This window comes from Clostridioides sp. LIBA-7602, from assembly GCF_056688945.1.
In genome coordinates this window covers 960,522-973,426 of sequence record NZ_CP196991.1, presented here as the reverse complement: position 1 = coordinate 973,426, position 12,905 = coordinate 960,522, and the positions used below count along the sequence as shown (strand labels likewise).

At 27.3% G+C, this 12,905-nt stretch carries 13 protein-coding genes; 1 reads left to right on the top strand and 12 read right to left on the bottom strand.

Translation table 11 applies throughout. The annotated features are described in order from the left end of the window. Positions 1 to 90: 90 nt before the first annotated feature. The 7 genes from ACTG45_RS04785 to treC all read right to left on the bottom strand — a co-directional run bounded on the left by ACTG45_RS04785 (position 91) and on the right by treC (position 7,673). Positions 91 to 1,266: a phosphoribosylaminoimidazolecarboxamide formyltransferase gene (locus ACTG45_RS04785; RefSeq protein ID WP_479919931.1), complete on the bottom strand. Its 1,176-nt coding sequence runs from the start codon at positions 1,264 to 1,266 to the stop codon at positions 91 to 93. Between the two features lie 98 nt (positions 1,267 to 1,364). Beyond that, positions 1,365 to 2,249: a fumarylacetoacetate hydrolase family protein gene (locus tag ACTG45_RS04780; RefSeq protein WP_479919930.1), complete on the bottom strand. Its 885-nt coding sequence runs from the start codon at positions 2,247 to 2,249 to the stop codon at positions 1,365 to 1,367. A gap of 231 nt (positions 2,250 to 2,480) precedes the next feature. Next, positions 2,481 to 2,618, bottom strand: coding sequence for a PTS sugar transporter subunit IIA (locus ACTG45_RS04775; protein WP_021383557.1), 138 nt, complete (start codon positions 2,616 to 2,618; stop codon positions 2,481 to 2,483). Next, positions 2,615 to 3,394 carry a sulfite exporter TauE/SafE family protein gene (locus ACTG45_RS04770; RefSeq protein ID WP_479919929.1) on the bottom strand — a complete coding sequence of 260 codons (780 nt, stop codon included), beginning with the start codon at positions 3,392 to 3,394 and terminating at the stop codon, positions 2,615 to 2,617. The genes ACTG45_RS04775 and ACTG45_RS04770 overlap by 4 nt, the downstream gene beginning before the upstream one ends. A 90-nt stretch (positions 3,395 to 3,484) precedes the next feature. Then, complete coding sequence (locus ACTG45_RS04765; RefSeq protein ID WP_479919928.1) at positions 3,485 to 4,606, bottom strand: SPASM domain-containing protein; 1,122 nt, start codon at positions 4,604 to 4,606, stop codon at positions 3,485 to 3,487. Between the two features lie 26 nt (positions 4,607 to 4,632). Further along, positions 4,633 to 5,997, bottom strand: a complete 1,365-nt coding sequence (locus tag ACTG45_RS04760) for a sulfatase family protein (RefSeq protein ID WP_479919927.1) — start codon at positions 5,995 to 5,997, stop codon at positions 4,633 to 4,635. Between the two features lie 5 nt (positions 5,998 to 6,002). Beyond that, complete coding sequence (gene treC, locus ACTG45_RS04755) at positions 6,003 to 7,673, bottom strand: alpha,alpha-phosphotrehalase (protein ID WP_479919926.1); 1,671 nt, start codon at positions 7,671 to 7,673, stop codon at positions 6,003 to 6,005. Positions 7,674 to 7,943: 270 nt separating this feature from the next. On the opposite strand from treC, the gene treB reads away from it, so the two are divergent. After that, a complete protein-coding gene (gene treB, locus ACTG45_RS04750) occupies positions 7,944 to 9,383 on the top strand; it encodes a PTS trehalose transporter subunit IIBC (protein ID WP_479919925.1) in 1,440 nt (479 codons plus the stop codon). A 152-nt stretch (positions 9,384 to 9,535) separates the two neighbouring features. Here treB and treR read toward each other — a convergent pair whose 3' ends face one another. From treR to ACTG45_RS04725, 5 genes are all read right to left on the bottom strand, one after another. Then, positions 9,536 to 10,249: a trehalose operon repressor gene (gene treR / locus ACTG45_RS04745; RefSeq protein WP_479918266.1), complete on the bottom strand. Its 714-nt coding sequence runs from the start codon at positions 10,247 to 10,249 to the stop codon at positions 9,536 to 9,538. Between the two features lie 315 nt (positions 10,250 to 10,564). Continuing rightward, a complete protein-coding gene (locus ACTG45_RS04740) occupies positions 10,565 to 11,260 on the bottom strand; it encodes a CPBP family intramembrane glutamic endopeptidase (RefSeq protein WP_479918265.1) in 696 nt (231 codons plus the stop codon). 27 nt (positions 11,261 to 11,287) lie between these two features. Next, positions 11,288 to 11,599, bottom strand: coding sequence for a helix-turn-helix domain-containing protein (locus tag ACTG45_RS04735; RefSeq protein ID WP_021383670.1), 312 nt, complete (start codon positions 11,597 to 11,599; stop codon positions 11,288 to 11,290). Positions 11,600 to 11,787: 188 nt separating this feature from the next. Then, complete coding sequence (locus ACTG45_RS04730; protein WP_479918263.1) at positions 11,788 to 12,309, bottom strand: nitroreductase family protein; 522 nt, start codon at positions 12,307 to 12,309, stop codon at positions 11,788 to 11,790. Between the two features lie 97 nt (positions 12,310 to 12,406). Next, complete coding sequence (locus ACTG45_RS04725; protein WP_021383676.1) at positions 12,407 to 12,901, bottom strand: GNAT family N-acetyltransferase; 495 nt, start codon at positions 12,899 to 12,901, stop codon at positions 12,407 to 12,409. Positions 12,902 to 12,905: the final 4 nt, after the last annotated feature.

Genomic DNA, 12,905 nt, shown 5'->3' with positions numbered 1-12,905 from the left:
TAAAGTTCTATTTAAAATTATACAGTAAATAAAAAAATCTACAACAAAACTTGTTGTAGATTTTAACTTAATCTATATTTACTTTATATTTTAATGATGGAATAATCTATTTTTAGTAAAAGCCATAACTATATTATATTTATTACAAGTTAATATAACATTATCATCACGAATAGAACCACCTGGCTGTGCTATAAAGCTTACCCCACTTCTTTTTGCACGTTCTATATTGTCTCCAAATGGGAAAAATGCATCTGAACCAAGTGCTACTCCTGTTAAAGTTTTAAGCCACGCTCTTTTTCCTTCTCCAGTTAGAGGCTCTGGCTTTTCTTCAAATAAGTTTTGCCATATACCATCAGCAAGAACATCCATATAATCATCAGAAAGATATACATCAATAGTATTGTCTCTATCTGGACGACCTATATCTTTTTTAAATTTTAAGTTTAATACTTTAGGATGTTGACGAAGATACCAAATATCAGCTTTATTACCTGCAAGTCTAGTACAATGAATACGTGATTGTTGACCTGCACCTACTCCTATAACTTGTCCATCTTTAGCATAACAAACAGAATTTGATTGTGTATACTTTAATGTTATTAAGGCTATAATTAAATCACGTTTTGCATTATCTGTAAAAATTTTATTATCAGTTGGAATGTCTTTTAATAGGTCTTCATTTATTAGTATTTCATTTCTACCTTGTTCAAAAGTAATTCCATAAACATCCTTTGTCTCAATAGGCTCAGGAGTATAATTTTCATCTATTTTTACAATGTTATAGTTTCCTTTACGCTTTCCTTTTAATATTTCGAGAGCTTCATCTGTATACCCTGGAGCTATTACACCATCAGAGACTTCTCTTGCTATAATAGTTGCAGTCTCTTTATCACATATATCTGAAAGTGCTATAAAATCACCATAAGAAGACATTCTATCTGCTCCTCTTGCCATTGCATAAGCACAAGCTAATGGAGAAAGCTCTAAATCATCAACAAAATATATTTGCTTTAAAGTATCTGATAAAGGTACTCCTACTGCTGCACCTGCTGGACTAACATGTTTAAATGAAGTCGCCGCTGGAAGACCTGTGGCTTCTTTTAATTCTTTTACAAGTTGCCAACTATTAAATGCATCTAAAAAGTTTATGTATCCAGGTTTTCCATTTAATACTTCTATAGGAAGTTCTCCATTTTTCATATAAATCTTTGATGGTTTTTGATTTGGATTACAGCCATATTTTAGTTCTAGTTCTCTTGCCATATACTCATCCCTCTCTATAATAAATTAATCATAAATTTGATTAATTCCATATTAATTAAATTATTCGTACTAATAAAATTATATGGCATATTTATCCATTAATCAACTATATTTTTTAAAACTCCTATACCTTCAACTTTACATTCAACTACATCACCATGTTTTAAATATACTTGTGGATTCATCCCCATAGCTACACCAGCTGGAGTTCCAGTTGAAATTATATCTCCTGGCTTTAGAGTCATTCCTCTTGATAAGTCACTTATTACAGTAGGTATATCAAATATAAAGTATTGTGTATTAGAATTCTGTCTTACTTCTCCATTTACTACACTACTTATATCTAATTTTAAAGGATGTTCAAATTCTTCTTTATGTACTATGCAAGGTCCCATAGATGTATGTGTATCTAAACTTTTACCTCTAAACCATTGAACATGTTTATCTTGAAGTGCTCTTTCACTTATATCATTCACTATTGTATATCCAAATATATATTCATAAGCATCTTCTTTTGATATGTTTATGCCCTCCTTGCCTATAATTACTGCAAGTTCTGATTCATAATCTAACTTTTCAACCAAATCACCATGTAAGCTTATCTTATCATCCACTCCAATGATTTTATCTGCTCTCTTAGAAAAATAAATTGGATAATCAGGCATAACTACATTTTTTATAACTCCATCTGGGATTTCATTAACATGGTCTCTATAATTAAGACCTAAACATATTATATCTTTCTTAGGTCTTACAATTGGAGAACATAATTTAACTTCTTCTAATTTATAACACTTAGCACTTTCAAATGAATTCTTCTTTATTTTTTCTAACTCTTCTGTAGATATATTTTCAATAAAATCATTCATATCCATATAGATTCTACTTAACCCCAAACTATTTATTTCATATATACTATTTGTTTCTGAATTAAATACACCTATTTTTTCTTCACTACTACTACAAAAAGTCACAAATTTCATTTTTATTCCTCCATTCAATAAGTTGATTAATATTATTTTATTTTTATTAGTTTATATAAATTGTAATAGATAATATTTATATGTCAATATATATCTGTAAATAGAGTTCTAAAAAGTGTAATAATTCATAAATATTAGAATTTATAAAAGATAGTATAATTAATCAGTAGTAATTCTAATAGGCGTTATTATATAGATAGAATTTTATGAGAAATAAAATATAAAAATTATTTACATATAAACTTTAATTAAGTCTTCATTAGCATGGATATTACCTATTTTTAAAACTTCAATTTTATCTATATCATAAGAATTTGTTATAACTACAGGAGTTATAATAGATTTAGCATTCTCTTTAATCTTTTTCAAATCAAATACAACACTTGAAATATACTGTATATATTTATTCCAGTAATCACTATGGTCATATACGAAAACATATATTTAACTTTACTATCATCAACCATTTTACTAATAAAAGAACCTATAAATCCGCCCAAAACTGCTCCTATTATCATAAATGGTAATCCAGACAAATCATATACTCCAAATCCAGTATTCATCAAAACTGTAACCAACTTGGAAATATTAGAAAATAAAATAGTTATAATGGAATTAAAAGCAGCTTCTTTAGCTGATAAACCAAATAACATTGTAAATGCAACCACATTTATAGGTCCTCCCCCTATTCCTAAGAAAGAAGATATAATCCCTAAAAAAATGCCAATACTAAAATAAGTAATATTAGTATTGAGTTTTATATTTAAACTTTTATTTCTGTATAAATAAACCATTATCAACAAAATAATCATTATAATATTTTGAGTTATTTTTATTATAACTGGATTATTTACATATAAAATTGATAAATCTAGTAATCTTTGACCAATAGTCCCACCTAGTATTGATGCTCCAGCAATTAAAATAATTCTCAAATCTATTTTAAAAATTTTCAACTTAATTTGTTTATATGTAGAAATAACTGCCATTGATAACACAGTAAATGATGACAATACACTTATTGTAGACACATCAAATACTCCAATCAAGTCTAACACTGGTTTTATTATTACGCCTCCACCAATACCTGTTATTGCTCCTATAGTTGTTGCAAATATAGCTATTACAAATAAAATTATATTCATTTAAATCATCCTAACTAAATTTATTATATTTTAAATCCCTTAATCATACGTAATCCTCAATAACTTAATCTAGAATTCTCAATACTAAAATTATTTAGGCATTTGATTTTTATACATTAACTCTGCTATTTTTTTTAAATCATTAAAGTTATCCATTAGAAAATCTTTATATCCACAATAATTACTATTAGAATCAATATACATAAAGTTTTTCATTCTTTTACAACCACCACCACATATTCTATAGAAATCGCAGTTTATACAAATACTTTCTTTTTGTATATTTTCATGTAAAAATTTGTGCATTATAGGCTTTCTCAAAATATCCAATAAAGTATTGTCCTTTATATTACCTAAATTATAGTTATCTAGAACATAAAAGTCACATGGATATACACTTCCATCAGCCTCTATTACAAACTGTGGTTGACATTTTCCAATTATCCCACATGTACTTGGTGTTCCTGTAATTAAAAGAGATATAATATTGTCAAACAAATTAATACTTATGTAATTTCCATTATCTAACTCATCTTTCCAAAGTTTAAATACTATTTTATAAAAATTTGCAAAATGTTTAGGTTCCAAAGAATACTCTGATTTATTCTCACAATCTAAATCATCTAAGCAAGGAATAAACTGAATATACTTTATACCAGTTTCTTTTATAAAGTTAAAAACTTTATTGGGATTACATGCAATCTGATTTGTCAAAACACATAATATGTTAAACTCTATTTTATATTTTTCTAATAGCTTTTTTGTGTTTATTATATCTTCATAAGTTCCTTCATTACTTAAATATATACGATTCTCATCATGTAGGTCTTTTAATAAGTCTAATGATAATCCTACTAGAAAATTATTTTTCTTTATAAATTCACACCATTGATTATCTATAAGTGTTCCATTAGTTTGAATAGAGTAATTTACTATTATATTTTTTTTCGTTTTTTCAATGTACTCAATAAAATATTGAAAAAATTTTAAGCCTGCCAAAGTTGGTTCTCCACCTTGAAAAGCAAACATAACTCTATCTCCAACGTTCAAAACTTTAAATGTATTATCTACTATATTTTTTATAGTATCTTCTTGCATAATACCATATGATTTTATTTCTCTTAAATCACTTACATTAGCATAAAAACAGTATCTACATCTCAAATTACATAATGATGATACAGGTTTAATTAAAACTGATATACTCTTCATTATAAAACCTTCTTTTTTGATATTTTCTACTTATTAGATAAGAGTCTATAATACTCATCCCTTCCTGGATAAGCTCTACCTTCTTCTATTTCTGTTTTCCATCTACTTGAACCAATTCCTTTTACAGGACCTTTTAAGAGTGGGTCTTTTGTTTCTATCATCCAAGTATCCACTTTCTTTCTCAATTCATTTGCTATATCTTGATAGTTCAAATCATTTATTACATTATTTTCTTCTAATGGGTCTTTTCTTAAATCATAAAGTTCTTCTTTTTCATTAGGAACATAGAATTTATCTCTTACAGCTTTACCTGATAAACTTAAATGTGAATCGACTGTAATATATATTTTAGGTCCATCTTCAAAGTTTCTAACATAACTATATTCATTAGTTCTTATGCCTCTCATTGGTCTATACTGGTCATGCCATGTCATTTCTGTAAAGAATGAATCTCTTCCTATATCTTCATTTGTCTTTAATAACTTAACAAAACTTTCTCCATCTATATTTTTAGGTATTTCAGCTTCAATTAAATCTAGTATGGTTGGAAGTAAATCAATATTACATAACAGTGCTTCTTTTTTAATGTTTTTTTGAGAAGAATTAGGTAAGACAATTATAAATGCTGTCTCTAATCCCGCTTCTTTTAACATACCTTTAGCTCCTGGAAATGCAACACCATGGTCTGTTGTGAATATAACAATTGTGTTTTTATCTAGCCCTGTTTCTTCCAATTTATTATATATTTTTCCGATTGCATCATCTAATACTTTTGCTGAACCATTGTATAGAGCTATATCTCTCCTTACATCCTCTGTATCAGGTAAAAATTTAAATACCTCTACCTCATCTAATCCATCTGCATATGGTTCATATTCATCAAAATCTCTATGAGTCTCAAAAAATCCTACATTTAAATAAAATGGTTTTTCTTGATTTTTTTTATGCTCTTCCAAAAACTTAATCACTTCTTTAGCAACTTTTGGAGCCCTGTCCCCTGGCACAGATATGAAGTTATCATATCCTAAGTCATAAGTTGAAGAAAATACTCTATCTTCTATTGGTGGAGCTTCATTTATAGTTTCATGACTTAATCCTATTAAAGTTGTCTTATACCCATTTTTTTGTAACTCCATAGGAAGTGTTGTATGCTTAGAATCTATACAAAAACCTAGATGTGCAAGCCCAATTAATCCATTATTATGAGGGTACAATCCAGTTAATATGCTTCCTCTACTAGGACTACACTGAGGTGCTGCACAAAAATAATTATCAAATTGAATTCCTTTTTGAGCTAATTTATTTATACAAGGAGTATCTACATTATATCCATAGCTATTAAATTTTCTCCCACTATCATGAGAAATCATAAGTAAAATATTTGGTTTCATAAATATTACCTCTTTCTATTATTGTCTATTTCTTTACTATAAAATGATACCGTTTCATAAGGTTTTAATCTTAACTTAGGTTCTAAATCTCTTTCTGTATAATTTCCTATTAAATATGTAAATGGTTTTTCTAAAAATTCCTCACTAACATCAACTTCAACTTCATGGTCATAGAAATTATTAAATACTATTAGCTGTTCATTTTCTAAGTTTCTTACATAGGCATAAACTTTATCATTATCTAGTAAAATACCTCTATAACTTCCTTCAGATATAATGTCTAATTTTTTTCTTAAAGATATCAGCCTTTGATAGAATTTAAAAATCGACCCGTCTTTAAGTTCTTTTTCAACATTTATCTCTTTATAATTTTCAGCTATTTTAATCCATGGCGTTCCATTTGTAAATCCAGCATTTAACTCATTTGACCACTGCATAGGTGTACGACTATTATCTCTAGACTTAGATTTTACAATATTCATTATTTCTTCTTTTTTAATTTTATTTTTTAGCAATTCATTATACGCATTATGAGTCTCAACATCCAAATAATCATTGATTTCTTCAAACCTTGGATTTATCATACCAATTTCTTCACCTTGATATATATATGGTGTTCCTCTTAGTAAATGTATTGTAGCAGCTAACATTTTTGATGCTTCTACTCTATATTCTTCCTTACAAAATCTACTGACAGCTCTTGGCTGGTCATGATTATTCCAAAACAATGCATTCCATCCACCACCCTTTTCTACCTCTGTTTGCCATTCATTTAAAATATTTTTTAACATTATAAAATCAAAAGGTATGTCACTCCACTTTTCTCCATTTTCATAGTCTACTTTTAAATGATGAAAATTAAATGTCATTGAAAGTTCTTTTTCTTTTGGATTAGAATATAATATACAATTTTCAATAGTTGTTGAAGACATTTCTCCAACAGTTGTTATCCCTTTAAACTTTCCAAATGTTTCTTTGTTCATTTCTTTAATGAACTCATGAACAATAGGTTTATCTGTATACATTTCTTTTCCTACATTATTTGTAGAGTCCTTCAAATCTTCATCTTTACCAATTACATTTATTACATCAAATCTAAACCCTTTAACACCTTTATCCAGCCAAAAATTTATAACTTTATATAATTCTTCTCTAACTTCAGGGTTACGCCAATTTAAGTCAGCTTGGGTAATATCATATAAATGCAAGTAATATTTATCTGTATCTCCAAATTTATCCCAAGTACTCCCACCAAATTTAGATTTCCAATTTGTTGGTGGTAGATTATCTTCTTTTCCATCTCTAATAAAATAAAAATCTTGATATTTTTTATCTCCATCTAAAGCTTTTTTAAACCATTTATGTTCTGTTGATGTGTGATTTAATACCATATCTAGCATTAATTCTATATTATACCTTTTGGCTTCATTTACTAATCTTTCAAAATCTTCCATAGTACCAAACATAGGGTCTATTGATGTATAATCAGCGATATCATATCCATTATCTTTTTGAGGTGACACAAAAAATGGGTTAATCCAAATTATATCTACACCTAATTTATATAAATAAGACAATTTATCTATAATTCCCTTTAAATCCCCTATTCCATCATCATTGGAATCATTAAATGACTTTGGATATATCTGATAAATAACTTTTTTCTTAAAATCCATGTACAAATCTCCTTTTTGTCTAGACAAATTTTATATATTTATGATAAACCTTTTCGTTATCAAAATCAATATTTAGACTAAATAAAAAATGTAATCTCCATATTTTTTTATTAACTTGCTTATATTTCTGATTTTTCAAGGATATTCAATCTATATTATGATATTAATATTAAAAAACACTTAGGATAACGTTGACATTAAAAAATGTCTATGGTATATTAATTTCAAGATTTGTCTATACAACATTATATTTTAGAGGGAGGTAATTTTATGAGTACACAAAAAGAGAGTGCACACCATAAAGAGCAGGTTGAACAAATTCTTGAAGCAATTGGTGGAATAGAAAATATAATATCTGCAACACACTGTATTACTAGGTTAAGATTTGCTCTACATTCGGAAAGTAAAGTTGATGTAAAACAGTTAGAAAAAATAGATATAGTAAAGGGAAGTTTTACTTCAAATGGTCAATTTCAAGTTATTATAGGTCCAGGGCTTGTAAACAAAGTTTATTCTACACTATTAGAGATTACTGGACTTAAAGAAGCAACAAAGTCTGAGGTTAAAGAGATTTCTGCTAAAAAATTAAATCCAATTCAAAAAGCTATAAAGATACTGGCAGATATATTTATTCCTATACTTCCTGCTATAGTTGCCTCTGGTTTATTAATGGGTATAAACAATCTACTTGCAAACCCAGGAATTTTTTATAAGCAACCTTTTTTAGAGGTTCATAGTAATTGGGCTGGCATATCTAATATGATTAACCTTATAGCAAATACTTCATTTGCATTTTTATCAGCACTAATAGGTTGGTCAGCTGTCAAGAAGTTTGGAGGAAATCCTGTACTTGGTATTGTATTAGGTCTTATTTTAATTAATCCAGATTTAATGCCTGGTGCACAATACTCTAAAACACCTGAAGCTGTTACTTATTGGAATATATTAGGATTTAATATTGCTAAAATAGGTTATCAGGGACAAGTAATCCCTGTTCTATGTTCTTCTTATATTTTAGCAACAATAGAAAAGTTTCTGACTAAAAAAATTCCTGAGATGGTTCAACTTATTTTTGTTGCTCCTCTTACATTATTAATAACGGGTTTTTTAACTTTTTCTATTATAGGACCTATAACAATGTCTTTTGCTAACTTAATTACAAATGGAATCCTTGGATTATTTGAAATTAATGCGATACTTGCAGGTGCATTATTCGGATTTATATTATCTCCATTGGTTATAACAGGAATGCATCATTTATTCTTAGGTATAAACTTACAAATGATAGGTACCTTAGGATTTGCAACATTATGGCCAATACAAGTTATGGCTAGTCTTGGACAAGGTGCAGCAGCTTTAACTATGTTCTTCATATTAAAAAATAAGAAAATCAAGGGTGTTGCATTAACAGCTGCAATTTCAGCTTGGTTGGGTATTACTGAGCCAGCTATATTTGGTATAAACTTACGTTATCGTTTTCCTTTTATAGCATCTATGATAGGCGCAGGTATCTCTGGAGGAATTGTATCTTACTTTAATATTAAAGCAGGTTCTATAGGCATATCAGGACTTCCAGCATTCTTATCTATATTTACAGAACAATGGAGTGTCTATTTCTTAGCGATGGGCCTTTCTATAATGATTACTTGTATACTTACATACCTATTCTCAAAGAGTAAATATTTTAATAAAGAATATATAGAAAATTAAAAGAATATACAAATTAAATAAAAAAGAGGGTGTCTCAAAATGAACTATTTAGTTAATGAGGCACTCTTTTTTGTATTAAATCAAATATATTTTTATCATTTCGACAACGGAAAAGAGGCTTATCTCTATTCTGGGACAGCCCCTTTTTAGTATTAAAGATTTCTTCTTCTTGCAAAATCTACAAATCTAAATGTGTCAACTCTATGTCTAGATTCATGATATTGGAATAATCTTGTGTCTTCTAAATATACTTCACTTCGTATCACCACAACATGTGTATCTGCTCCAATATCTAGCAACAACTTATCCTCTTCTGTAACGGGGTTTACTGTTACCTCTTTATTTGCATAACCTATTTTTAATTCTAAGTTTTTCTCTATATAATTAAATATTGAACTTTGAACTGCCATTAATGGTATTTCTGGTATTATTTCAAACATAAAGTAATCTTTATCTAAAATAACAGCTTCTCCATTAATTTTTCTAAGTCGTTCAACTGATATAACCTTAGTTTTCGTGTCTATATCCAACTTTTTACAAATTTCTAAAGGCATAATTTCCTTTTTGTTTTTAAGTACATTTATTTCTGTATCCAAATTTTTATTTCTTTGTAATTCGTCAAAACTAATTAGCCCTGCCCCTTCTATTTCAAACTTATTTATATCTAAAACAATAGCACCTTTACCTTGCTTTTTTTGTATAAAACCCTTTTCTAACAAGAGAGCTTCTGCTTTTCTAATAGTTTCTCTTGATACTTGATATTTTTGAGCAAGCCTTACTTCTGTTGGCAAAAATTCTCCTATTGCATATACATTATTTCTTATATCTTTCTCTAAATCTAAATATATTTCATAAAATTTTTTCAAGTAAATCACTCTCATTCATAATTAGTTTTCATACTTATCCCATTTTATATAAATATCATATTATAGACTAAACTGTCAAATATTATTAAATTTCATAAAAATAAATTACTTCAATGAGATAATTGAGTTATTGGTTATTATGAAAAATATATTTATGTCTCATTTATTTTTACAATATTTTATTAAGTTTTTATATAGATTACTTAAAATAAGTATGTACAAAAAAATAAACTCCAAATATTAGAGTTTATTTTTTATTTATAACTATTCCTAATTATTTTGAAATACAGATTACAAAATAAACACTCTATTTAATTATATTATCTGCCTAATAAAAATAGAAAATAGACTCCTCAACAATATGCAAAAACCTACGTCTTTGAATCTTGATTTAACAATTCCAAGCACAATACCCAAAACAGTACCTATCATGATTTTTGAAATAATTACTTCAAATGTATAGCTAGAATTGTTATACAAAGTTATGTAATTTCTTATAACATCTATATATCCTATATTATAAATACCAGATAATATAGATGTTATACATATAATTTTACTCTTTGACTTTATAAAATTACTTAAATAGTTCCATAGATACTCTCTAAAAAATAACTCTTCAAATATAGGAACTATCAATGCAGACAAAATCATCATTGTTATGTTAAAAAATACATAACCTTCTCTGCAATAAGTTGAGACTATTGCTAAAGCTAAAACCACTATAAAAAGTATCAACTTACATTTTTTAGTAAGTATATTGTTTTTATTTTCTTTAAATGCTTCTGTGATTTTTCTATTTTTAACCCTGTTATACAAAGAATTATCTTTTAAAAATAAAATTAATGATAAGCCAACTAATGTAAAAGAAATTAAGTTTATAATATTAAAATTTTCAAGAGTAAATTCAAATTGACTTAGAAGTATATAATTCAAAATCATCCTCAAGATTTGAACTATAAGCATCAATAAAATAGAATCTATAATACATTTTTTATAACTATACTTCATCCCAATTTAAATCACCCCATGTATATGCTAATCGTAAAGTCCATTTAATACTCTACTTACAGTTGCCTTACTCCAACTTGTTTCATTCGAAATTTCTTTATAGCTTAAGCCATCTCTTCTTAAATTTTTTATATTGTTTATATCATCATCCGTAATTTGTTTTTCTTTTGGCTTAAGACTATTTTTATAACTTCTTAGTCTATCTAATTCTGATTTCAAACTATCTACTTCAAACTGCTTTTTTTGAAGCTTACTCTCATAAGAATCTCTCATTTCATTAAATTCTTTAATATAGTTTACTTTCCAGTCCTCATCAATTTTTGTTTTAAATATACCCATACTTTAACCTCCTTAAATTTTGTTACTCAAGTTATGTATCGATTATAAACATTAATTTCTATATTTATCTTTAAAACCCTTGTACATAACCACTAGATAAGTTAGTAAAATTCAGATATATTTTTACAATTTTAAGTATATATTAACAATATAAAAAAATATAATGTCTTAATACAACATATTATATATTAAAAGTTGTTAAAATGAACCTTTTCATATTCCAAATCAGAGTCACTATATGCTTTCTTTTCTTCATCAGGATATCCTATAGAAATTATACATTCTACACTGTACTTATCAGGTACTTTAAGCTCTTCTCTAATATACTTATCAGCTTCTATATCATCATTATGCATCCTGTTTCTAACTTGTACCCAACAAGAACCTAATCCTAGTTCATGAGCTTGAAGTTGTATATAGGAAGCAGCAATACTCGCATCCTCTATCCAAACATCATTTTTTTCTTTGTCTCCAATAATTACAATAGCTAAAGGTGCGTTTTTTAAGAAAAACCCACCCCCTTTAGTTCTACATTGAGATAAGTTAATAAGTTTTTCTTTATTATCTACCACTACAAATTCCCATGTTCTAAGCCCCTTTGATGATGGTGCCAAAAGAGCAGCTTTTAGTATTTTATCTAGTTTTTCTTTTTCTACTTCAATATTTTTATACTTCCTAATACTTCTTCTTTTCTTTAAAAATTCAATCATCTAAACCATCCCTTTCATAATATCATTCAATAAGTCTATATAACACGTCTACTAACATTAAAAATATATTATTTACCCTTTGTATGATAAATACCTTTTACAATATTTTATCATAACAATAAAAAGATTTCTCCTTTCCTAAAAAACTCATTTCTCCAATTTTGATAAAACCACATTTTGTAAGAAGTGCATTCATTTTTGAATTTATTGAATATGTATCACTCTTTAAATATGATACACTATTTTTTTCAGCCAATTTTTCCGCAAAATCAACTAACTTAGATGCTATTCCTTTCTTTCTAAAGTTTGGATTTACGGCCATTCTATGTATTACCATAGCTTTTTTATTAGAAGACCAATTTAGACCTACATATTCTTCTGGTTCTTCATAATTAAGACATATAAACCCAGCTATTTCTCCATCCATTTCTTCTACATATAAATCTTGTTTCTTAATATCTGAAACAAAGTCTTCGTCTGATGGATAATTCTCATCCCATTGTGTATTATTATAATCCTTCATTTCTTCTACTGTTGATTTTATAATTTTCATAATTTTTTCTAAATCATTCATATTGGCTTTTCTAATCATAAAA